Raw genomic sequence first — 22,899 nt, 5'->3', positions numbered from 1 at the left:
GCAAGGGGCCAACCCGGGCACGGATGCGGCAGATTCTGATCTCGTCTCGGAAATTGCCTACGATTTTGGTTGCAGGCGGCTGATGGTATTTGCGCGGATGAAGTCCTAGGGTTTGAACAAGGTAAAAAGCTTGGAAGCTTTGTCCCCCGGCCTCACCTGAATTCAAGGGAGGTGCTGCCCCGAAACCCAATGCTAAAGGATTAGCCCATGCAGGAGATGAGTATGGAACAGGCCCAGCTTGAGAGAACCCATGTCGAGATTGCCAAGCTTATCGCCGAGCAGCGCAAGCTCAATGCCGAAGCGGGAAAGATGACCCGGGAAACATTCTGGTACCCGGTTGCGATTGCCGTTGGTTTTGTTGGCACGGTATCGACGGTCACCGCACTGCTGATCAAATATCTCGTTCCTTGACCGGGTAAGCCGGTGGCCTTTGTCCTGGGACGGTTCTACCTGTCATGGTTCGCGACGTAGGATGCGCGCCTTTCTCGGATTACCGGGGCAATGGTCGCCCGCGCCCATTGCCACTCGAATTCACCGGAGCACTTGCCATGAGCCGCACGCCTGAAATCCTCTACGCAGGTTACGGTCAGCGCTTTCGCATGGACAAGTTGCTGCACGAAGAATGAAGGCGGCATCCTGGTGACCCAGAACGGCACGCCGTTCATGCAGTTGTCCGAAGTACAGACCACTGCGGGACGCCTGCGCAGCTTATATCCTGCCCAGCAGGAGCAGAATCAGCAGTACGATCAATACTGTCCCGATCACGCCCGATGGACCGTAACCCCAACTTCTGGAGTGGGGGAACACGGGCAGGCCGCCGACCAGCAGCAGGATCAGGATGACGATCAGAATAAGACTCATGGTGCTTTCCCTGTTCTGTTTTTCGAAGTGCTATCGCGCACGTTCAGCTGTTGAATCACAAGCTGCTTACTAAGTCCGACTTGAGCGCCGAGAAGAAAATTCAATTTTTTCCCGATCAATCGCGACCCTTCGTCCTAGTGGTTTGATTGATCGACCGTTGCCCCATCAACGGTGTCGAACCATGAAACTACGCTTCCCCCGACGGTCCCCTCGGTTACCACTTTGCCTGGAGCATTCAGCAATCTGATGGTGCATGGGCCTTTGATCGTCCTTCGCTACACTGCCGATCATCGTCCTCAGAACCCACAAGGCATCTGCTATGCACAATCGCATCATGATCACTGGCGCCGGCTCCGGCCTTGGCCGCGAAATCGCACTGCGCTGGGCCCGCGAAGGCTGGCGTCTGGCGCTGTCGGATGTCAGCGAACCGGGTCTGCAAGAAACCCTGAGGCTGGTGCGTGAAGCCGGTGGCGACGGTTTCACCCAGCGCTGTGACGTGCGTGACTACAGCCAGCTGACCGCCTTTGCCCAGGCCTGCGAGGTCAAGTTCGGCGGCATCGATGTGATCGTCAACAACGCCGGCGTCGCCTCGGGCGGGTTCTTCAGTGAACTGTCCCTGGAAGACTGGGACTGGCAGATCGCGATCAACCTGATGGGGGTCGTCAAGGGCTGCAAGGCGTTCCTGCCACTGTTGGAACAGAGCAAGGGCAAGATCATCAATATCGCCTCCATGGCGGCACTGATGCAGGGCCCGGCCATGAGCAACTACAACGTGGCCAAGGCCGGTGTGGTGGCGTTGTCGGAAAGCCTGCTGATCGAACTGGCGCAACAGGAAGTCGCTGTGCACGTGGTCTGCCCGTCGTTTTTCCAGACCAATCTGCTGGACTCTTTCCGTGGTCCTACGCCAGCGATGAAGGCCCAGGTCGGCAAGCTGCTGGAAAGTTCGCCGATCAGCGCCAGCGACATCGCCGACTACATCTATACCCAGGTCGGCCTGGGCGAATTCATGATTCTGCCCCACGAGCAAGGGCGCATGGCCTGGGCCCTCAAACAGAAGAATCCACAGTTGCTCTATGACGAAATGACCGTGATGGCCGACAAGATGCGAGCCAAGGCCAAACAAGCCCCGCATTGAGCTTGCCGGTGAAAGGACGGCTGGTTAGGGTTGTCAGCAATGTGCAATCCTGACGGGCGTTTATTGTGATCAACTATCTGTGGTTCTTTCTCGCGGCGCTGTTTGAAATCGCCGGATGTTATGCCTTCTGGATGTGGCTGCGATTGGGTAAGAGCGCCTGGTGGATCGCCCCGGCGCTATTGAGCCTGACGCTGTTTGCACTGTTGCTGACCCGGGTCGAGGCGACCTATGCCGGTCGCGCCTACGCGGCCTACGGCGGTATCTACATCATTGCTTCCATTGCCTGGCTGGGCCTGATCGAGCGCGTTCGTCCTCTCGGTTCCGACTGGCTGGGCGCCGCGCTCTGCGTCCTTGGTGCGAGCATCATCCTGTTGGGGCCGCGCTTTTCACAGTCCTGAATCCAGCTCTCCTCGGTAAACTCTCTGACCTGAGCAAGTAAGTAATCTGATTCTGTAGGGCGAGTCGATGCTGTCGGTCAGGGCCGGCTGATTTGCCGTGCCTGCATTGAAGAGGCTCATCGGGCCGGGCAGTCTTGGGTGCTCATAAACCCTTGAGGATTGAGTGCCATGCTTGTACTGAGCCGCGTTGTCGGCGAGATGATTTCCATCGGCGATAACATCACCGTGCGAATTCTCGCCATTAACGGTAATCACGTTCGTTTCGGTGTCGAGGCACCGAAGAACGTCAATGTGCACCGTGCGGAAATCTACCGTCGGATCCTGACCCAACTGAGCGACCCCGAGCCTGTCCGCGACTCCGTTGTCTGACGATCAGTCGAAAAACTCTTTCGGCACCGCGTGCCTGGGCAGCAACTGGCATTGCTCGCTTTCGATATCGAAGAGGATCACCGCCTGGCCTTTGCTCAACGCGTGGCGTACACGCAGCACGCGGGTCTCCTGGGGGGTGTCGTCACCGTTATCGGTACCGTCGCGGCTGACGAAGTCTTCGATCAGGCGGGTGAGGGTATCGGGTTCCAGTTGGTCATAGGGAATCAGCATGGAATCGTCTCTGGCGGCTAGGGGGCCTGATGCTACTGTGCCAAGGCCTGTCGGGCTATAACGTCAAGGTGTAAGACAGGCCCCTCGCCTGTTTCGTCCCGTTCTGACAGACATAGGCAAAAAAAGAATGTTCTCTTCCCGGTGGACTGCGAAGGGCAGTTCGTTATCGGTGAGGAGCAACAAAATGAACAGCATTGTAGTACAGCCCATCGGGCCGGTCTTGCACCTGGTTTTTTCCAGTGCCGGTCGCCGAGCGCTCCTGGGGGGGCTGTTGCTGGGCCTTGGCGGTTGTGTCTCGCCGCTGCCCGAGCTGGCGCCTGCGCCCGGGCAGATCACCCTGGTCCGCGAGGGTTTTACCCTGACCTATGACTGTGAAAACCGCACAGCACTGAGGTACGCCTATCAGTTGAACGCGGACAAGGGCAATGTAAAGCGGCCCAGGGGTTTTGAACTCGACCCCGACCTCCCCGCCGGGTGCCCGACGCAACTTTCCGCCAGAGGCTACAGCGCGGTGCCCGGTTGGGATCGGGGGCACCTGGTGCCCTCCAATCAAATGGACCACAGCAATCTGGCGATTCGCCAGGCCCACTACATGAGCAATATCGTGCCCCAGGCCGCGCGCTTCAACCAGGGGATCTGGGTGCAGACGGAGGAGGTTTCGGAGTGCTATCGCGACCTGGCGCCGGTACAGGTCTACGGTGGGCTGGTCTACGACAACCCGGTGAATGATTTCTTCCTCGAGTCCCATGGTATCCGCACGCCTGATGCCTTCTGGAAAACCATCTTGACCACCGACGCGGAGGGCAAGACCCGGGCCATCAGTTGGTACATCCCCAACCAGGCGACGCTGGAGCCGCTGGATCGCTACATTCTCAGCATCGCGGAGCTGGAGGCATTGCTGGGGACGGACAGCGTCGGCATCCAGGCGAGCGAGGAGGTCAAGGCGCAGAAACCCGCGCGTACCTGGCCCCGGCCACGGGACTGCGACCTGGGCTGAGCTCAGCCAACATTTTCCCTGCCCAATCGTGATGAAAAATCGCGCGACCGTGGCTGCTCGGCGGATGGGTTCCGATGGCGCGGCGTGTTGCGCGCCGAGGTGTTACCCGGCTATCCAAAAGATTTGGATTTATGATTTAACTTACTGATAAGTAATAGATTTTTTGAGATTTTCACGCCTCGGCAGGCTGATACCCTCGATGGACATGGACGAAAGGGTATTTCAGTATGTTGAAAGAGTTGAATGCCGGCGAGCAACGTTTAATGCCGCAGGAGCAGCACGGTTTTCGAAGCGAGAGCGTTTTTGCCCAAAACGCCCCACGTTATCTCAGACGCAGGGCCGCCGAGTGTGATCTGTGGCCCGCCTTGGGCGAAAGCATGAGGTTGAGCGAGTATTACCGCGATGAAATAGACGCGGCGCTCAACCAGTATCAGCCCCTGGCGCAATTTGCCGCGCCGCGGGTGGTCCAGGCCTTGGCGGATAATGGCCTGGGCCGGCTGGATCCCCGCCTTGATTGCCTGTTTATCGCGCCGGATACCGATGCCGACACAGGCGCCTCGGACCTTCCGGCGCGCTCCCTGCTTGACAGCGCCTTGCAAAGTTTCGCTCGCGTCGAGACGTCAGCCTCGGGTTTTACCGTCGGCACTGTCGTGCGCCGTCCGCTGGCCGCCGGCGGCTACCTGCAGCAGGATGTCGAGCCACATACCCTGGCGCAGATTTTTCGTGAGCTGGACCTGGGCGGTCGTTATCAGGAGCACTTGCAGAGCATTTTCCATTGCCCGTGGTTTCCGGGAGCGGAGCCCGTGCCGATGCCCGATCCCCGTTTGTCTTTTCTGCTGGAGCGGCATCGTCAGGCCGGCATGCTGTTCGATGCCCATATTGCGTATCTGAACAACGATATCGAACAGCCGGCCTATGAAATGCTCTGCCGGGTGTTGAATCTGGAGCGCTCGGTCAAATGGGCCGGTCAGCCGGTTCAGGTCAGCCATCTGTCGATGCTGGGGGCCGCCCTGGAAGGGGGATTGCTGTTTACCGCAGCGAATGCTCCGACCCTGGAGAGTGGGGCGTGTGTGGTGTACCTGCCGAACGAGCCGGCTTGCCCGTTCCGGGAACATGTATCGATGGCGGCGTTTTCCGACTGGTTGGCGCAGAAGATCGGCATGGGTACGGACTATCGGTATTTTATCGATCGCCTGGTGGATTACCGCCTGCTGCCCGAGTTCGACAAGGCTGTGTTGGAGCAGGCTACCGAGTATTCCCGTGGGGGCGCGTGCTGGTTGTTCACCACCGAGCCGGTTTCGGTTGATCTGTTCCGCGAACTGGTGCGCTTGCAGCTCACCAAGCTGGTCAATGATGCGCGTGAGCTGGCCATTCCCACCGGTACCGAGTCCCGGGCGGAACGCCAGGCACGCTGGCGGCGCTGGCACGAGCGGGGAGTGTCGGCGGCACAATTGTCGCTCTACGGTCTGCCGGAGCCGGGGGCGTTGGTGTTGGGCGGCCGCTCCCGGGGCCTGTTCGATCTGTTTTACGAAGGCTGGCGGGACTGGCGGGCGCGGGATCGCCTGGGGTTGATCGATACGCTGATGGCGCAGATGATCAATCTGCTCGACCTGGAGCCGGGCGAGCGCGAGCAGCTGTTCTGGGCGCGTGGTCGGCCGTTGGAGTCAGACTTCTGCGCAGGTCTGATCGCGATCATGGATGAGCAGCGCGTCCTGCGCTTGTGGAATCCCGACCCGGGTCCCTACGAGCATCGACGTGCGCTGCTTGTGAACGAGCCGGATGCCCAGGGACTGCTGAGTGACGGTGACGGGCGTTATGTGCGCATCGACGGCAAAGTCTACCGCCTGGACGATCAGGCATTCGACGGTCGCCGACGTCTCAAGCATCCGACCCGCGCGGGTGCCTATTCGCCCCTGGTCCTGCACAACGGCGAAGGGGCCTGGCGGTTTGCGTTCGAAAATCCGGCGAAATGGTCCGATGAAATTTATCTGTTTCGTCGCCTCGGCCCGATCGCCGAAGGGCTGTCCGATGCGGTCTTGCAGCAAGTGCTCAAGGTGACCGGCACCAGTGCTGCTGTCCTGCGGCGGCTGCATGTCGACTTGTTGCCCGTGCCGCGAACGCTCACCGAAAGTCTCAGGCGAGCCCGCCAGCGCGAGGCCTCGGGCGGTGCCGCCGAGGTGCTGGTCACCTCGGTTGTCGAGCCGTTGCCCCGGCAATTTTTTCCCGAATTACCCGCGTGTGTGGAACGCGAGCTGATTGCCGATGCCAATGATGTGCAACGTTATCGGTTGCTGGTTCAGGGGCGCATACCCCTGGCCTTGTCCGAGACCGCCTTGCGGCGTCGGGTGGAACTGACGGTCAACCGCGTCAACGCCGATTTTCTCCTCAATGACCGGGCCACCTTCGAGACCGACTGCCTGGCGTTCCATATGCTCGAGCGCTTGCCCGGTTGGCCGGACAACCTGCGATTGGAGTTGCACTACACGCGTCAGGCGGGACAGGGCGTCACGACCTTCGCCCTGGGGCCTGAGTCCGCTGCGTTCAAGCGACACCTGTCCGCCAACGAGCAACGCGGCAATGAATACCAGGTGCTGGATGCGTCGAATCAGCCTCTGGTCTCGGTCGCCAGCCTGTTGCAGGCCGTGCTCCTGGCGTTGTTGTCTGAACACTGCAGGGCCCTGGGCTTCAACCGGCCTGAGCCCATGCGTGAGGCGCTGGTCGAGCTGGCGCTCAGGCATCGTCACCAGGCGGCACGCTTGTGTGCCTTGTCCAGACGGGTGCTACACGAAGAGCCGCAGGGCTATCCCTTGTTGGAGAGCGCTCCTGGCGACTCACGACGGCACACCCTGATTGCCCGGGTGAATCAGCTCTACCCATTGTTACCGATGGTGCATATCCGCACGTATCTGCAATCGTTGGGGACGGCGCAGCAGGCTGTCGCGTTGCTCGAGTTGCGTGAGCGAGAAAGCGCCCGGCTCAAGGCTCAATTGCTGACCTGGGTTGAAGCGGCCGATTCGCTCGATGACCCGTTGTCCGCCACCGGGAGCACGGCGGCGAGCCGAAAGCAGCTGGCGTATTCGATCAAGCGGGCCTGGGAGCAGGGGGGCTGGGGGCCGGCAGGGGCAAGGGTTCGGGTGACGCTCGACCTGCAAGGGATGCGCGTGGGCCGTTTGCCGGAGCTGGACCGGGAGATCGATTTCGGCCACGTCAGCGAGCTGATTGCCCGGAATATGGCATTGACGGATGCCGACCAGGGTTTTCTCAACCGCTTCAGCGGATTGCTTGAGCTGGATCTTGGCGACAACCGGTTGACCGCTTTACCGGAGGCCTTGTTCGAGATGGCGCAACTGACCCATCTGTACCTGCAAGGCAATCAGATTTCCCTGGGCGCAGACAGTGCGGCGTTGCTGACGACCATGGCATCGCTGGAAACCCTCAATCTCAATGGCAATCCCCTCGCTCAGCTTCCGGATCTGGGGGGCTTGCCGGTCTTGCGGCGACTGATGCTGCGCGATACGGGCATCGACCGTTGGCCGAACGGCTTGTTCACGCACATTGCCCTGGAGGCGCTGGACTTGCGCAACAACAGGATCGCCTCGATCCCCCCCGAATTGTTCAATGCGCCTGCTGCGGTCACGCGTTATATCGGCTTGCAGGGCAATCCCTTGTCCGAAGAAAACCTTCGCCGGTTGGCGGCGCTCAAGCAGAACGCGGGAATCAGCCTGGGTGTGGCGCCACTTCCGCTGCGTGGCAGCGCACAAGAGGAAGAGGATGCCTGGATCGAGCCCTGCGATCCGGCGGAGCCGGTAACGACCGCTTGTCAGGAGCGGTTGGCCGCACAGAAGTTGAAATGGCAGCGCTTGCGTGCCGAGCCGATGGCCGAGGGTTTTTTCCTGCTGTTCTGGCGTCTGCACCTGTGGTCGCGGGAGCAGAACCCGTGGACGCAAGAGGAGACGGCCCTGCGTGTCTGGTCGATCGTCGATGCCGCCACCCATGACACGGTCTTGCGTGAAGCACTGTTCAGCTATGCCGATGGACCGCAGAGCTGTACCGAGACCCTGGAGACGCTGGTCGCCGCCCTGGAGAAGCAGGTCGCGGCGGCGAGCTTTTAAAAAAGGATATTTGAAATGTCAGCCATTCCCAGTTTTGTACCCTCTGCTCTGGACGAACAAAGCGAAAACGAAGATGTGATCAATGCCCATATTCCGCCCTGGTTGTTGACGGCCCGGTCCGAAGATATCGCGCGTTTGCGCGAGCACCTGCGGCGTAGTCTGTTTTTCAAGGAGGAAGTGTCCGAGCGGCTCAAGGACTTGAAACCCGTCGAGGATTTTTGCGCGCCGGTTCTGGAGCACGCATTGCTGAGCCGGTTCGGCCCGGGCCTGGATATCCACCGGGATCAACTGAAAATTGCCGATCGATGGCCGTCACTGAACTATCCAATCGACTCGTCTCACGTTTTTCCGATGACCTATACCAGCCGCAGTTTGCTGGAAGCCGCGTTGCAGAACTTCGGCGCGGGCGAACGTTTCCCCCCCAGATCCCATATGAGTCTGAGGGGCGACCCGAAGCGTATGCCAAAAGTTGCCCTGGCGGATTTCATCGAAGTGGTGCGCCAGCTCGATCTGGGCCGGCTCTATCAGCATCACCTGTGCCAGGTTTTTCATCTCCCGGGAGGTTCGGGGGAAGTGGCGGATGACAACGAGTTTCGTATCGAGTCCACCATCGTCCAGCAAAAGAAAGCCGATATGTTGGTGGATGCCTATATCGCCTACCTGAAAAAAGACATCGATCAGAGTGCACATCAACAGATCTGCAAGTTGATCGAGTTGAATGTCGCCGTTGCCCCGAACGGCTCAATAATGATGGCCAATGGATTGAAGGTGCTGGGTGTTTCGTTATCGGGAATTTGCCTGTTCACCCTGCAGAATGTGCCTCGCAGCGAAACCGCCGCGATGAAAGAGCGGGTCCTGGTGCATATCCCCAACGATCCGCTGACCCGCTTCAAACTCTACGCCTCGCTCGCGGCGTTCCACGCCGAACTGCGCAGCCGCCTTTGGCAGCCCTGGTATGAGGCGTTCTTCTGTCGTTTTGTCAGCCAGCGCGATCTGCCCAGGTTCCTGTCGCAGTTGAGGGCGCGCCTGACCCTTGAGACTCGGGATGCCTCTGGCAATGTCACGAAGTCGCTGAATCAGGCTGCCGATTTATCCTTGACACCGGAGTCGTTGAGCGGCGAGTTGTTTTTTCACTTCTATCGACAACATATCCTGCGACTCCAGGAGGATGCGCGGGTCGTGGCGGTCCCCACCGAAGATGTCGACCAGGATGCCCGCGAGGCCAGGAACCAGTCCTTGTTGAGCCTGGGAGTGACCTTGCTGAATCTGGCCGCCTTCGCCAACCCCTGGCTGGGTTTGCTGATGATGGGGGTGGCGGTCGGGCAACTGTTGGCGGAAAGCTACGAGGGCTATGAGGATTGGCAGCGCGGTGAGCGTGACGAGGCGGTCTCGCACATGATGTCGGTGGCCGAGGACATTGCGACGATGGTGGCCCTGGGTCTGGCCGTGCATTGGGGGGGCAAGGCCCTCAAAGGTTTTTTTCAGCGGCATTCGGACTTTTTCCACGACCTGCTGCCGGTCAAGTCGAGGGATGGTCGCTACCGGCTGTGGCAGGCCGACCTGCGTGCCTATCGCCATGATGTCCCCGAGCTTGCGGACAGGGGGCTGGACCACGAGAGCTTTTACCAGGGGGACGAGGCGGGTGACGGACACCGTTACCTGGACATCGCCGGTGAGCCTTACCGGGTTTATAACGATGAGGCTGCCGGAGCCTGGCGTCTGCGCCATCCGAGTCGTGAGTCGGCTTACGAACCCTTGCTTGAGCACAATGGCAGTGGGGCCTGGAGGCTGGCCCACGAATGGCCCTTGCAGTGGCACGACCCGGTTTACCTGCTGCGTCGTCTGGGGCCTGACGTCCGGTTTTTGAGTGATGAAAGCCTCGAGCAGATCCTGTCGGTTCAGCGACTCGACGAAGTGTCGTTGCGTCGGTTGCATATGAATAATGCCAAGATCCCGGCCGCGCTGGTGGACTCGATACAGCGCTTCAAGCTGGACAATGAATTGAGCTGGTTGCTGATGCCGGCCGCTGCGCCGATATCGGCCGCCGCACGTGTGCTCGACCTGAAGTTGCAGATTTTACCCAGCCTCAAGGGCTGGCCCGAGAATCGCACGCTCATGTTGCTGGATAAGGCGCAAAAACCACTCAAGGAATACGGCGCGGATCTGAGCCCGCAACCACTGCGGATCATGCTTCAGTCCAAGGACGTCGAGGCGGACGGATTGGCGCTGGTCCTGAACAAACTGACGACCCAGGAGCAACGGATGCTGCTCGGTCCAGGGGCAGATCCCGACCAGGCCCCGGCGCTTCTGGAGGAGGTGCTGCGTACGCATATCCGCGAGGAGCGCGCCACGGTGTTCCGGCGCCTCTACAGCTTGTGCTGTTTGAACGATACCGACCTGCCATTGAACTTCAGGCAAGGCTTTGTCGATCTGCCAGACGGAGTCTTGCGTGAAATCCTCGGACAGACGAACGACGTGCTGAAAGGGCGCTTGAATCAGGGTGGCCGCCTGCCCTTTCAATTGATTGAAAAGGCTAACGAGAGCAGGCGTGAGATTTTGCTCAGTCACGCGCTGGACGGTGGTTTTCTCAAAAAAATGGGCGAGCTGAATAGTGCCAGGTTGCAGTTGCCCCAGCTGAGAACGATGGTCGGGTGGCCAGTTGATGTGCGCTGGGAGATTCGCCAGGAGCGCTTCGGCGGGCCTCTGTTGCTCAGGATGGGCGATGAATACCTGCCCCGGCGCCGGGTTCTGGTCAGGACCGAGCAGGGCTACCAGGCCTTTGATGACCAGGGCCTGAGCCTGGGGCCGCTGGCCAAGGGCCCAGATGCCTTGAGCGCGGCCTTGCTGAGCGGCTTGCGGCAGGGGGAGCGCGAGGCGATGGGGGTCAAGCTGGGCGAGGCCGACTTGCTGCACAAGTTGCTGATGGGCAAGGTCCTGGAGCGTCCAAGGGTTGAGCTTGAAGAGGCACTTGGCCTGCCTCCACGTAAGCCCGGACAGCGCTCGCCCGCATGGCGCGACAGCGATATGGGCAGTTGCCTGCGTGTCAGGCGCGGCATTACCCATGGTTCGCGACGTGGATTACGCCGGTTGACCCGGCTGTATCCAGACCTCTGCGAGGCGGAAGCGCGCAACCTTCTGTTTTCCTTTGGCGACGATCCGCTTGAGGTCAGAGCCCGGCTCCAGGCGCTCGAAGAGGAACTCCGGGAACTGCGCTCGACGTTGGTCGCCTGGCGCGGAGAGCAGGCGGTGAGGGCGCATGCCTGGCTGGGCGGAATGGCCGAGAGCCGTGAACAGGCGGCCGAAATCATCGAGCGTTGCTGGCGACGACAAACACCCAATACCTACGATAACAATGGCGTGGTCATCGGTCACAGTCTGAGCCTGGCGGGCTTGCGCGTCGACAGTCTGCCGCATCTGCCCGTGGGTATCAGTTTTGATCATGTCACCGAGCTTTCATTGAAAAATATGAGAGTGAGTCGGATCCCCATCTATTTCCTCGAACATTTTCCCAGCCTGCGCCGATTGGAGCTGAACAACAATCGGCTGGAGTTCCTGCCGGGTTCGATCGCCGATATGAACCGGCTCAGGGAGCTTTATCTGCAGGACAACCGGATCGTACTGACTCAGGACTCCGTCAATGTGCTGTCGAACTTGCACAGCCTTGAAGTCCTGAACCTGAACGGTAACTTCGATGTCAGCTTGCTGGATGTTGGCCAGATGCCGCGCCTACGCCGCCTGCACCTGCGCGGGACGGGCATCGACGGTTTGCCGCGGGGCCTGTTGACGCGGGTTCGCCTGTACGAAGCGGACCTGCGCGACAACCAGATCCAGAACATGCCGAACGCTATCTATACGGCGCCTTCGCCGATCAATCGACGGATCATTCTGCGTAATAACCCCTTTACGCTGGATCACCAGAACCTGTTAGCCGCCTATCGGGTACGCACCGGCATTACCTTCGGCATTCCTGATACGGAGCTGGCGTTGGATGACTACAGTGCGCGCCAGCGCTGGCTGGCCGATATCGAAGACGGCGAGCGCCGCGACAGCCTGCGTGACCTGTGGCATGACTTGCGGCAGGAGGAGGGCTCCGAGGAGCTTTTCGCCTTGTTGGGACGCTTGGGCAGCAGCGCGGAATATCAGAAGATTCGCACCGATCTGACGCGACGGGTCTGGGAGGTGCTGGCAGAAGCTGGTGAGGACAGCACGTTGCGCCGTGAGCTGTTCGACCTGGCGGCCGATCCGCTGACCTGTGTTGACAGTGCCGCGCGAAACTTCAGTCATCTGGAAGTCCGGGTGCTGCTGGCCAGGGCCCAGCTCCTGGCAGTCAAGAGTAATGAGCCGACCGAGTTGCTGAAGCTGGCGCGTGGCCTGTTTCGCCTGGAACGTATCGATGAGATTGCCCGGGCTCATATCAAGGCGCTGTCTGAGCACGCCGAGCAGTCTTCAGCCCGTACGGTCGATGAGATCGAAGTGAATCTGGCCTTTCGGGTTGGCCTGGGGCGTTCCCTGTATTTGCCCGGGCAGCCGAAGGAGATGTTCTTCAGATCCATTGCCGATGTCAGCGAGGAACAGATACTGGAAGCCCGCAGTCGCGTACGGCAGGCTGAGGGGACTGCGGCCATGAAGACCTTTATCGCTTCTCGCGATTTCTGGATCAACTACCTGAGGAAGAAATATCCACGGGATTTCACCCTCTTCAACAAGCCGTTTCATGAGCAGGAGGAACAACTGCTGACCCATTCCCCGGAGATTATCAGCGACAGTTATTCCCGGCGTTTGTCGATGTTGATGGAGAGCCGCCTCGCCGAGGAGCAGAGCTTTCTCGAAGCGCTGACCCAATACGAACTGGATGAGCATCCCGCCACGCTCTGATGCCTCGTCGAGGCACGGTTCAGGGGCTCGTCCGAGACTTGCCGGTGCCGCGAATCAAGGCCCGCAAGGCGAAGCGATTCGGGTGGCAGGCCTCGGCAATACTGCGGGGCAGCGGCAGCGGTTCGTTCTCCAGCCACGCGGCCAGCAGCTCACCCGAGAGCGGGGCGCTGATCAAACCACGGGAGCCGTGGCCGCTGTTGATATACAGGCCCTCGAGCCAAGGGCAGGGAACCTGTGGCACCTGTCGCGCATCCCGGGCGAGGATGTCATAGGCGTCGGCGAACGACTGCGGGTCCGCCAGGGGACCGACGATCGGCAGGTAGTCGGCACTGGTGCAGCGAAAGGCGGCCCGGCCTTGCAGTTGTTCCGGCGCCAAGTCAGCGGCGTTCAGGCGCAGGGCCAGGTCAGGCGAGATGTCCTGGAGCAATCCCAGGTTGCCGATGTGCTCCGCCGTGGTGGGAGCCAGATCCTCGCTCTTGAAGTCGAAGCTGGCCCCCAGGGTATGTTCACCGAGGCGGGCCGGCGCGACATAACCTTCGGCGCAGACCACGGTGTTCAAGGCAGCGCTGCCGGCGGTTTGCGCCAAGCGGGTGATCTGCCCGCGAATGCGCTTGAGTGGCAACCCGGCGCTGGCGGCGAAGCGTTTCACTTCGGCGGCCCCGGCGAGGATCACCACCGGGGCACTGCCCAGCAAGGTATCGGCGTCCCACGCCTGCCATTGGCCGTCGACCTGGCGCAGTTCCAGGGCGTCATGATGGGGGCGCACTTCAATATTCGGATGGCTGGCCTGCCAATGACACAAGGCCGGCGGATGGACCCAGCCGCCTTCCGGGAAAAACAGCCCGCCGTGTTCCAGTGCCACACCGGCCAGGGCCTGTGACTGTGCCTGATCGAGGACGTGCAGCAATTCAGGGCTGAAGGCGGTGGCCAGCTGCGCCTGGCGCTCGGCTTCTTTCTCGTCGAAGGCCAGTTGCAGTACACCGCAGCCGTCCCAGTCGAGGCCACGCTGCAACTGTTCGAGTAAACGCCGGGTATGCCCGAAACCGCTGAGGATCAGTTGTGACAGCGCCGTGCCATGGGCCGACAGCTTGAGGTAAAGGACGCCTTGCGGGTTGCCCGAGGCTTCCTCGGCCAGGGCTCCGTGGCGCTCCAGCAGGCAGACCTGCCAGCCGCGAGCGGCGAGGCTGGCGGCACTGGCACAACCGGCCAGGCCGCCGCCGATCACCAAAGCCCGACGTTCGCCGCCGGGTAGCTGCGGGCGGGCGAACCATGGCTTGACCGGTGGCGGCACGGCAGTCTCTGCTGGCCAGCCGATAAACTCGCCCCGGAGGATTTCCCACTTGTGGCCGATCCCCGGTGTACGGCGCATCTTGAAGCCCGCAGCATTCAGTGAGCGGCGGACCCAGCCGGTGCTGGTGAAGGTGCTCAGGGTCGCGCCGGGAGCCGCCAGTCGCGCCAGTTCGGCGAACAGCTCGGGGGTCCACATTTCGGGGTTTTTCGCTGGTGCGAAGCCATCGAGGAACCAGGCGTCGATCTGGGCATCCAGCTGCGGCAACTGTTCCAGGGCGTCACCGATCAACAGCGTCAGGGTCACCCGGCCATTGTCCAGGAGCAGACGTTGGAAGCCCTGATGGATGGCGACATACTGACCGAGCAGTTGGGCGCTGAACGTCGCCAGTTCGGGCCAGAGGGTCAGGGCGCGTTGCAGATCGGCGCGGCTCAGCGGGTACTTCTCCACACTGACGAAATGCAGCCGGGCACCCGGCACCGCACAGGCTTCGAACAACTGCCAGGCACAGAGGAAGTTCAGCCCGGTGCCGAAGCCGGTTTCGCCGATCACCAGTCTTTCGTTCGGGCCCAGGGCGGTAAAGCGTTCCCGTAAGCGATTCTGCTCAAGGAACACGTAGCGGGTTTCGTCCAGGCCCGATTTGTCGGAGAAGTACACATCGTCGAAGACCCGCGAGTGCGGGCGACCCTGGTCATCCCAGTCGATCTGGGCATGGGCGGGAGGGTTGGGTATTACGCTGGTCATGGGCAACTCGACGGCAACAAGGCGGCTATTCTAGCCCATTGCCGGATGCCATATTGATCCACGGCAAGGCCTGGGGATTTCCTGCCCCGCCGTGCGGTCCGATCCGTTAGTCTTGCTCCATCTTGGAAGGGAGTCGCCCATGTTTGAATCCGCCGAAATCGGTCACGCCATCGACAAAGAGACCTACGACGCCGAAGTCCCGGCCTTGCGCGAAGCCTTGCTGGAGGTGCAGTTCGAACTCCAGCAGCAAAAGCGCTTTCCGGTCATTGTGCTGATCAACGGCATTGAAGGGGCGGGCAAGGGCGAGACGGTCAAACTGCTCAATGAGTGGATGGACCCACGCTTGATCGAGGTCCGCACCTTCGACCAGCAAACCGATGAGGAACTGGCCCGGCCACCGGCCTGGCGCTACTGGCGGCAATTGCCGGCCAAGGGCCGGATGGGTGTGTTCTTCGGCAACTGGTACAGCCAGATGTTGCAGGGGCGGGTCCATGGGCACTTCAAGGACGCGGTGCTGGACCAGGCGATCAATGGCGCCGAACGCCTGGAGCGAATGCTCTGCGACGAAGGCGCGCTGATCTTCAAGTTCTGGTTCCACTTGTCCAGGAAGCAGATGAAGGCCCGCCTCAAATCACTGCAGGACGACCCCTTGCACAGCTGGCGCATCAGCCCGCTGGACTGGCAACAGTCGGAAACTTACGACAAGTTCGTGCATTTTGGTGAGCGGGTGCTGCGTCGCACCAGCAACGACTATGCGCCCTGGCATGTGATCGAGGGTGTCGATCCGCATTACCGCAGCCTGACCGTGGGCAAGATTCTGCTCGAAGGCTTGCAGACGGCGCTCAAGACCAAGGACGCCAAGCCGCGCCCGACCAATGCCGCACCGTTGCTGTCGGGAGTGGACGAGCTCAGTCTGTTGGACAGCCTGGACCTGAACCAGCAGCTGGACAAGGACGACTATGAGGAACAATTGATCACCGAACAGGCGCGCCTGGCCGGTCTGCTGCGGGACAAACGCATGCGCCGGCACGCACTGGTTTCGGTGTTCGAAGGCAATGACGCGGCGGGCAAGGGCGGGGCGATCCGTCGAGTCGCGGCGGCCCTCGATCCACGGCAGTACCGCATCATTCCCATCGCCGCGCCGACCGAGGACGAACGTGCCCAGCCTTACCTCTGGCGGTTCTGGCGGCAGATCCCGGCGCGTGGCAAGTTCACCGTGTTCGACCGTTCCTGGTATGGCCGGGTGCTGGTGGAGCGGATCGAAGGCTTTTGCAGCCAGGCTGACTGGATGCGTGCCTACAGTGAAATCAACGATTTCGAGGAGCAACTGAGCGACGCCGGAATCATCGTGGTGAAGTTCTGGCTGGCCATCGACAAGCAGACCCAATTGGAACGCTTCCAGGAGCGCGAAGACATTCCGTTCAAGCGCTTCAAGATCACCGAAGACGATTGGCGCAACCGCGAGAAGTGGGACCTGTACCGCGACGCCGTCGGTGACATGGTTGACCGCACCAGCACCGAAGTGGCGCCCTGGACCCTGGTGGAGGCCAACGACAAGCGTTGGGCCCGGGTCAAGGTGCTGCGCACGATCAACCGGGCGATCGAGGACGCGTTTGAAAAACGCGACAAGCATGACAAGAAGAACAAGTCGAAGTAAGACGATGGCCGCGCATACGCCAGATGAATGATTGTCGCGGTCGGGAATCGGGTGGGCTTATGCTCATTCGATCCTTCCAACCGACAACAACAATCAATGAGGTGGGTCATGCGTGAAGTGGTGATCGTCGACAGCGTGCGGACTGGCCTGGCCAAGTCCTTTCGCGGCAAATTCAACCAGACCCGGCCGGATGACATGGCCGCCCATTGCGTCAACGCCTTGCTCAGCCGCAATGGTATCGACCCGGCCAGCGTCGAGGATTGCATCGTCGGTGCCGGCTCCAACGAAGGTGCCCAGGGTTACAACATCGGGCGTAACGTCGCGGTGTTGTCGAAGCTGGGCATCGGCACCGCCGGCATGACCCTCAATCGTTTCTGCTCGTCGGGCTTGCAGGCGATTGCCATTGCCGCCAACCAGATCGCCTCCGGCTGCAGCGAGATCATCGTGGCCGGTGGGGTCGAGTCCATCAGCCTGACGATGAAAAGCGTCAACACCGAGAATCTGATCAACCCGCTGCTCAAGGAGCAGGTGCCGGGGATCTATTTCCCCATGGGCCAGACCGCCGAGATCGTCGCCCGACGCTACGGTGTCAGCCGAGAGCAGCAGGACCTTTACGCGCTGCAAAGCCAGCAGCGCACCGCTGCCGCCCAGGCTGCAGGCCTGTTCGACGACGAGATCGTGCCGATGGCCGTGACCTACGCGGTCGAAGACAAGGCCAGCGGGCAGATCCAGCGTCTGCAAGGCGTGGTGGAGCGCGATGACTGCAATCGTCCGGATACCACCCTGGAAAGCCTGGCCGGTTTGAAGCCGGTGTTTGCCGAGGACGGTTCGGTGACCGCGGGCAACTCGTCGCAACTCTCCGACGGTGCCTCGATGACCCTGGTGATGAGCCTGGAAAAAGCCCTGGAACTGGGGCTTACGCCCAAGGCTTTGTTCCGTGGTTTTGCCGTGGCCGGCTGTGAACCGGATGAGATGGGGATCGGCCCGGTGTTCTCGGTGCCGCGCTTGCTCAAGGCCAAGGGCCTGAGCGTGGCGGATATCGACCTGTGGGAATTGAACGAAGCGTTCGCCTCGCAGTGCCTGTACAGCCGTGATCGCTTGGGTATCGACAACGACAAGTACAACGTCAACGGCGGTTCTATTTCCATCGGCCATCCGTTTGGCATGACCGGTTCGCGCCAGGTCGGGCACCTGGTGCGTGAGTTGCAACGACGCAAACTGCGTTATGGCATCGTTACCATGTGCGTGGGCGGTGGCATGGGGGCAACGGGGTTGTTCGAAGCGTTGCGCTGAGTCCCGGGATATACGCGCTCACTGTAGTAGCCAGCCAGCTGGTTCCTACAGTGCCCTGATGGCATTCGCCAGTTGCATGCGTTTTACATACAGGTGGGTTTCGCGTTCGGCATCGGTCCGGGTAAAGAACGGTCCTTCCAGGGTGTTTTCCCGGGTGCTGAAGAAAAACAGGCCATTGATGGCCGTGACCCGGTCACTGCGGAAATGGGTGGCCTCGGTGTGGTCTTGCGCGCGTTTGCCGAACATGGCGAAATCTCGCTGGTGAACTTAGCTGTCAGAAATTCAGCATAAAACTTATGAAGATAGCGCGCCTGATCCTCCGATCAATGGTCGGGGCCAGTTTATTGGCGACGCTTCTGGCACGCTCAAGGTCGCATCGGGCTGTGCTCCCCGGCTGTGTTGCCGACCCGGCAAGGCCTAGAATGGCCGCTTCCCCCCCTATGCCCACAGGACTCTTCATGCACATCTCATCCGGCCGCTGGGGTTATGGCCTGTTTCTGGCGCTGTTGACCGCTGTGCTCTGGGGCATCCTGCCGATCAAGCTCAAGCAGGTATTGCAGGTGATGGACCCGGTGACCGTGACCTGGTGCCGATTGATCGTGTCGGGGGGCTGTCTTTTCGTCTATCTGGCGGCGACCCGGCGTTTGCCCAGCCGCCATGTGCTCGGACCGCGGGGTGGCTGGCTGGTGCTGCTGGCGGTGCTCGGCCTGGTGGGCAACTACGTGTTTTACCTGATGGGCTTGAACCGCCTCAGTCCCGGCACCGCGCAGTTGGTGGTGCAGATGGGGCCGATCTTCCTGCTGATCGCCAGCCTGTTCGTGTTCAAGGAGCGCTTCAGCCTGGGGCAGGGCCTCGGTCTGCTGGTGCTGCTGTTCGGCTTTGGGCTGTTTTTCAACCAGCGCCTGGGTGAATTGCTGACGTCCCTGGGGACTTACACCGCCGGTGTCCTGATGGTGTTGCTGGCGTCGACGGTCTGGACCTTCTACGCCTTGAGCCAGAAGCAATTGTTGACGGTGTGGAATTCGTTGCAGGTGATGATGGTGATCTACCTGTTTTGCGCCTTGTTGCTCACGCCCTGGGTGCATCCGGCCGAAGTCTTGCAACTGAGCCCGTTGCAAGGCTGGCTGTTGCTGGGTTGCTGCTTCAATACCCTGGTGGCGTACGGCGCCTTTGCCGAGGCCCTGGCGCACTGGGAAGCGTCACGGGTCAGCGCGACCCTGGCGATCACGCCCCTGGTGACCTTTGCCGCGGTGGCCCTGGCGGCCTGGTTGTGGCCCGGGTTTGTGCGGCCCGAAGACATCAATGGCCTGGGTTACGGTGGTGCGCTGCTGGTGGTGTTGGGTTCGGCACTGGTGGCGTTGGGGCCATCATTGATGGCCGGGCTCAAGGCCCGGCGCATGCGGTTGATGGCCAATTAAGGCTCGGCGTCAGCCGTTCTTGCCGGACTCGAGCATGTTTTCCGGCCTTACCCAGGCATCGAACTCTTCGTCGGTCAGATAACCGAGCGCCAGCGCCGCCTCACGCAAGGTCAGGTTTTCGCTATAGGCCTTCTTGGCTATCTGTGCCGACTTGTCGTAGCCGATATGCGGATTCAACGCTGTCACCAGCATCAGCCCGCGCTCCAGGTGCGCGGCCATCTGCACGGGATCGGGCTCAAGCCCGGCAATGCAGTGCTGCTGGAAGTTACGGCAACCATCACTGAGCAGAAGGATCGATTGCAGCAGGTTGTGGATGATCACCGGCTTGAAGACATTCAGTTGCAGGTGACCCTGGCTCGCCGCAAAACCGATGGTCACGTCATTACCCAGCACCTGGCAGGCCAGCATCGACAGCGCTTCGCACTGGGTCGGGTTGACCTTGCCGGGCATGATCGAACTGCCCGGTTCGTTGGCCGGCAACTTGACCTCGGCAAACCCGGTACGCGGGCCCGAGCCCAGCAGGCGCAGGTCGTTGGCGATTTTCATCAGGGCCACGGCGAGGGTTTTCAGTGCGCCGGAAAGGCTGGTCAGGGGTTCATGACCGGCCAGGGCGGCAAATTTGTTCGGTGCGCTGATGAACGGCAAGCCGGACAGCGCCGCCAGTTCGGCGGCGACCGCCTCGGCAAAGCCATGGGGCGCATTCAGCCCGGTGCCGACCGCCGTGCCGCCCTGGGCCAGTTCGCAGACCGCCGGCAAGGACGAACGAATCGCCCGCTCGGCGTAGTTCAGTTGGGCGATGTAGGCCGAGACTTCCTGGCCGAAGGTGATCGGCGTGGCATCCATCATATGGGTGCGTCCGGTCTTCACCAGTTTCATATGACGTGCCGCCAGCTCCGCCAGCCCGCCGGACAACTCGGCCATTGCCGGCAGCAACTGCTGGTACACCGCCTGGACGGCGGCGATGTGCATGGCGGTGGGGAAGCAGTCGTTGGAACTCTGGGAACGGTTGACGTGATCGTTGGGGTGCACCGGCGACTTGCCGCCGCGACCTTTGCCGGCCAGCTCGTTGGCGCGCCCGGCAATCACTTCGTTGGTGTTCATGTTGCTCTGGGTGCCGCTACCGGTCTGCCAGACCGCCAGGGGAAACTGGTCGTCATGCTCGCCGGCGAGCACTTCGTCGGCGGCCTGCTCGATCAGTCGGGCGATATCGGCGGGCAGGTCGCCATTACGGTTGTTGACCCGTGCCGCGGCCTTCTTGATCAATGCCAGGGCGTGCATGACCGCCAAGGGCATTTTTTCCGTGCCAATGGCGAAGTTGATCAGCGAACGCTGGGTCTGGGCGCCCCAGTAGGCCTCTTCCGGTACGTTCACCTGGCCAAGGCTGTCGGTTTCGATGCGACTCATTCGGTTTCACTCCTGATGGCGGGTTAGCGCAGTTTAGGTCCTGATCGAACGCCTGGGTTCCCTTCCAGGTTTACTCTCTTCGCGACCATCGGACACCTGCGCGTTCGCCTCGGGGTTGAGTGACACACTTTGTTAGGCGCAGAATGGGCGCCCTTGGGGTTTTACCTCGCCTGTTTAGAAAGGAAACTCGATGACCCGTCTTCGTGCCATCTGTACCGCGGTTGCTCTGGTATGCGCCAGCGGCCAGGTTTTCGCCGATACCGCCAGCCACAACGCCAGTGCCGAAGCTTTCCTGACATTGGCCCATGCCGACAAGCTGGGAACCCCGGTCTACATGCAAGTGCAACAAATGTTCGCCCAGCGTTTCGATCAGACCAAGGCGCCGGAGTCGAAAAGGCCGTTGCTGGACACCTATCAGGCCAAGGCCAATGCCGCCCTGGACCAGGCTATCGGCTGGAACAAGCTCAAGCCCGATATGCTCAAGCTCTACACCGACAACTTCAGCGAGTCCGAACTCAAGGACCTGGTCGCGTTCTACCAGTCGCCACTGGGTAAGAAAGTCCTGGAAAAAATGCCGCAGCTGACCCAGCAATCGGCCCAGATGACCCAGGCCAAGCTGGAAAGCGCCGTACCGGTGGTGAACAAGCTGCTGGAAGACATGACCAACGAGTTGGCGCCAGCCAAGGCCGCTACGCCAGCGGTCAAGAAAAAGCCGTAAGCGGAGCCTGAGATGAGCATGCAGCAACGTATCGAAACCGCACTGGGCGCCCTGCAACCCGAGCACCTGCAAGTCCTGGACGAAAGCCATATGCACAGCCGTGGGTTGCAGACCCACTTCAAGGCGGTGTTGGTCAGCGCCCAGTTTGCCGGGTTGAACAGCGTCAAGCGCCACCAGAAGGTCTACGCCAGCCTGGGTGACCTGATGAGTGAATTCCATGCGTTGGCCCTGCATACCTACACCCCTGAAGAGTGGGTGAAAATCGGCACGGCCCCGGCATCGCCGGTCTGTGCCGGCGGAGGGCATTGAAGCTGGTTTTTTGACCGGTGTTTTTTTGCTAGAATCCGCAACGCGCCGCATAGTCGGCGCGTTTTTTTTTGCATCCGGTTCGCCCTTTGCGAGGGCAGCCACCTGGAGAGAATCACCCATGACTCAACCCATAGTCGTGGCGGCACTTTATAAGTTCGTCACCCTGGAAGATTACGTTGCCTTGCGCGAGCCACTGCAGCAGGCAATGGTCGACAACGGTATCAAGGGCACCCTGCTGATCGCCGAAGAGGGCATCAACGGTACGGTTTCCGGTAGCCGCGAAGGTATCGACGGCCTGCTCGCCTGGCTCAAGCTGGATCCGCGGATGGTCGACATCGACCACAAGGAATCCTATTGCGACGACCAGCCGTTCTATCGGACCAAGGTCAAGCTGAAGAAGGAAATCGTCACCCTGGGTGTCGAGGGTGTGGACCCGAACAAACAGGTCGGCACCTATGTCGATCCGCAGAACTGGAATGCCCTGATCGCCGATCCGGAAGTGCTGCTGATCGACACCCGCAACGACTATGAAGTCTCGATCGGCACCTTCGAAGGCGCCATCGACCCGAAAACCACCAGTTTTCGCGAATTCCCCGATTACATCAAAGCCCACTTCGACCCGTCGCGGCACAAGAAAGTGGCCATGTTCTGCACCGGTGGTATTCGTTGCGAGAAGGCCTCCAGCTACATGCTCAGCCAGGGCTTCGACGAGGTCTATCACCTCAAGGGCGGGATCCTAAAGTACCTTGAAGAGGTGCCTCAGGAGCAGAGCAAGTGGCAGGGCGACTGCTTTGTCTTCGACAACCGTGTGACCGTGCGCCATGACCTGACGGAAGGCGACTACGATCAATGTCATGCCTGCCGTACGCCGATCAGCGTCGAGGAGCGTGCCTCGGAGCACTATGTGGCCGGGATCAGTTGCCCGCATTGCTGGAACACGTTGAGCGAGAAAACCCGTCGCAGCGCCATCGACCGCCAGAAGCAGATCGAACTGGCCAAGGCACGCAACCAGCCACACCCGATTGGTTACAACTACCGTCAATCTTCCGAGGGCTGAACCATGTCCGCGCGCCTGCTGTATGTCATGGAC

General features: G+C 60.9%; 19 protein-coding genes and 1 pseudogene. 15 read left to right on the top strand and 5 right to left on the bottom strand.

Annotated features, from left to right (window positions below; genetic code table 11):
* Positions 1 to 222 precede the first annotated feature (222 nt).
* The 3 genes and pseudogenes from HX866_RS15135 to HX866_RS34360 all read left to right on the top strand — a co-directional run.
* The gene (locus HX866_RS15135; RefSeq protein ID WP_177093343.1) at positions 223 to 411 is read left to right on the top strand and encodes a hypothetical protein; all 189 of its coding nucleotides are present in this window, start codon (positions 223 to 225) and stop codon (positions 409 to 411) included.
* Between the two features lie 44 nt (positions 412 to 455).
* Complete coding sequence (locus HX866_RS15130; RefSeq protein WP_177100174.1) at positions 456 to 626, top strand: hypothetical protein; 171 nt, start codon at positions 456 to 458, stop codon at positions 624 to 626.
* Positions 622 to 714, top strand: a pseudogene (locus tag HX866_RS34360) (polyamine aminopropyltransferase); the annotation flags it as partial. The gene HX866_RS15130 and the pseudogene HX866_RS34360, both read left to right, overlap by 5 nt.
* Here the strand turns inward: HX866_RS34360 and HX866_RS15125 are convergent.
* Positions 709 to 861, bottom strand: a complete 153-nt coding sequence (locus HX866_RS15125) for a DUF3309 family protein (RefSeq protein ID WP_177092531.1) — start codon at positions 859 to 861, stop codon at positions 709 to 711. The pseudogene HX866_RS34360 and the gene HX866_RS15125 overlap by 6 nt on opposite strands.
* Positions 862 to 1,180: 319 nt before the next feature.
* On the opposite strand from HX866_RS15125, the gene HX866_RS15120 reads away from it, so the two are divergent.
* From HX866_RS15120 to csrA, 3 genes are all read left to right on the top strand, one after another.
* Positions 1,181 to 1,996: an SDR family oxidoreductase gene (locus HX866_RS15120; protein WP_177092530.1), complete on the top strand. Its 816-nt coding sequence runs from the start codon at positions 1,181 to 1,183 to the stop codon at positions 1,994 to 1,996.
* 65 nt (positions 1,997 to 2,061) lie between these two features.
* Positions 2,062 to 2,394 (top strand): YnfA family protein, encoded by a 333-nt coding sequence (locus HX866_RS15115; protein WP_177124988.1) that lies wholly within the window; start codon positions 2,062 to 2,064, stop codon positions 2,392 to 2,394.
* Positions 2,395 to 2,562: 168 nt separating this feature from the next.
* Complete coding sequence (gene csrA, locus HX866_RS15110) at positions 2,563 to 2,763, top strand: carbon storage regulator CsrA (RefSeq protein WP_177092528.1); 201 nt, start codon at positions 2,563 to 2,565, stop codon at positions 2,761 to 2,763.
* Between the two features lie 3 nt (positions 2,764 to 2,766).
* Here the strand turns inward: csrA and HX866_RS15105 are convergent, their stop codons facing one another.
* Positions 2,767 to 2,994 (bottom strand): YheU family protein, encoded by a 228-nt coding sequence (locus HX866_RS15105; RefSeq protein WP_177092527.1) that lies wholly within the window; start codon positions 2,992 to 2,994, stop codon positions 2,767 to 2,769.
* Positions 2,995 to 3,178: 184 nt separating this feature from the next.
* Between HX866_RS15105 and HX866_RS15100 the strand changes: the two genes are divergently transcribed.
* From HX866_RS15100 to HX866_RS15090, 3 genes are all read left to right on the top strand, one after another.
* Entirely contained in the window at positions 3,179 to 3,991 is an 813-nt protein-coding gene (locus tag HX866_RS15100; protein ID WP_177140055.1) for a DNA/RNA non-specific endonuclease, read from the top strand.
* A gap of 377 nt (positions 3,992 to 4,368) precedes the next feature.
* The gene (locus HX866_RS15095; protein ID WP_177140054.1) at positions 4,369 to 8,103 is read left to right on the top strand and encodes a dermonecrotic toxin domain-containing protein; all 3,735 of its coding nucleotides are present in this window, start codon (positions 4,369 to 4,371) and stop codon (positions 8,101 to 8,103) included.
* Positions 8,104 to 8,118: 15 nt separating this feature from the next.
* Positions 8,119 to 12,978 (top strand): NEL-type E3 ubiquitin ligase domain-containing protein, encoded by a 4,860-nt coding sequence (locus tag HX866_RS15090; protein WP_177125825.1) that lies wholly within the window; start codon positions 8,119 to 8,121, stop codon positions 12,976 to 12,978.
* 19 nt (positions 12,979 to 12,997) lie between these two features.
* On the opposite strand, the gene mnmC is transcribed toward HX866_RS15090, so the two are convergent.
* Positions 12,998 to 15,010: a bifunctional tRNA (5-methylaminomethyl-2-thiouridine)(34)-methyltransferase MnmD/FAD-dependent 5-carboxymethylaminomethyl-2-thiouridine(34) oxidoreductase MnmC gene (mnmC, locus tag HX866_RS15085; RefSeq protein ID WP_177092523.1), complete on the bottom strand. Its 2,013-nt coding sequence runs from the start codon at positions 15,008 to 15,010 to the stop codon at positions 12,998 to 13,000.
* A gap of 139 nt (positions 15,011 to 15,149) precedes the next feature.
* Between mnmC and pap the strand changes: the two genes are divergently transcribed.
* Positions 15,150 to 16,667 (top strand): polyphosphate:AMP phosphotransferase, encoded by a 1,518-nt coding sequence (gene pap, locus HX866_RS15080; protein ID WP_177092522.1) that lies wholly within the window; start codon positions 15,150 to 15,152, stop codon positions 16,665 to 16,667.
* A gap of 108 nt (positions 16,668 to 16,775) precedes the next feature.
* Entirely contained in the window at positions 16,776 to 17,960 is a 1,185-nt protein-coding gene (locus tag HX866_RS15075) for a thiolase family protein (protein ID WP_177140053.1), read from the top strand.
* A gap of 45 nt (positions 17,961 to 18,005) precedes the next feature.
* On the opposite strand, the gene HX866_RS15070 is transcribed toward HX866_RS15075, so the two are convergent.
* Complete coding sequence (locus tag HX866_RS15070; protein ID WP_177092520.1) at positions 18,006 to 18,206, bottom strand: DUF6316 family protein; 201 nt, start codon at positions 18,204 to 18,206, stop codon at positions 18,006 to 18,008.
* Between the two features lie 212 nt (positions 18,207 to 18,418).
* Here HX866_RS15070 and HX866_RS15065 point away from each other — a divergent pair, with 212 nt between their 5' ends.
* Complete coding sequence (locus tag HX866_RS15065; RefSeq protein WP_177140052.1) at positions 18,419 to 19,378, top strand: DMT family transporter; 960 nt, start codon at positions 18,419 to 18,421, stop codon at positions 19,376 to 19,378.
* Positions 19,379 to 19,387: 9 nt separating this feature from the next.
* Here HX866_RS15065 and HX866_RS15060 read toward each other — a convergent pair whose 3' ends face one another.
* Complete coding sequence (locus HX866_RS15060; RefSeq protein ID WP_177140051.1) at positions 19,388 to 20,782, bottom strand: class II fumarate hydratase; 1,395 nt, start codon at positions 20,780 to 20,782, stop codon at positions 19,388 to 19,390.
* A 190-nt stretch (positions 20,783 to 20,972) separates the two neighbouring features.
* Here HX866_RS15060 and HX866_RS15055 point away from each other — a divergent pair, with 190 nt between their 5' ends.
* The 3 genes from HX866_RS15055 to trhO all read left to right on the top strand — a co-directional run bounded on the left by HX866_RS15055 (position 20,973) and on the right by trhO (position 22,866).
* Positions 20,973 to 21,500, top strand: coding sequence for a DUF2059 domain-containing protein (locus HX866_RS15055; protein WP_177092517.1), 528 nt, complete (start codon positions 20,973 to 20,975; stop codon positions 21,498 to 21,500).
* 12 nt (positions 21,501 to 21,512) lie between these two features.
* Positions 21,513 to 21,809, top strand: coding sequence for a BolA family protein (locus tag HX866_RS15050; RefSeq protein WP_177092516.1), 297 nt, complete (start codon positions 21,513 to 21,515; stop codon positions 21,807 to 21,809).
* 118 nt (positions 21,810 to 21,927) lie between these two features.
* The gene (trhO, locus tag HX866_RS15045; protein WP_177100192.1) at positions 21,928 to 22,866 is read left to right on the top strand and encodes an oxygen-dependent tRNA uridine(34) hydroxylase TrhO; all 939 of its coding nucleotides are present in this window, start codon (positions 21,928 to 21,930) and stop codon (positions 22,864 to 22,866) included.
* Positions 22,867 to 22,899 lie beyond the last annotated feature (33 nt).

It is taken from the genome of Pseudomonas gingeri, from assembly GCF_013386165.1.
GTDB lineage: Bacteria > Pseudomonadota > Gammaproteobacteria > Pseudomonadales > Pseudomonadaceae > Aquipseudomonas > Aquipseudomonas gingeri_C.
The sequence above is the reverse complement of the archived record's forward strand: the minus strand, read 5'-3'. Positions and strand labels throughout refer to the sequence as shown.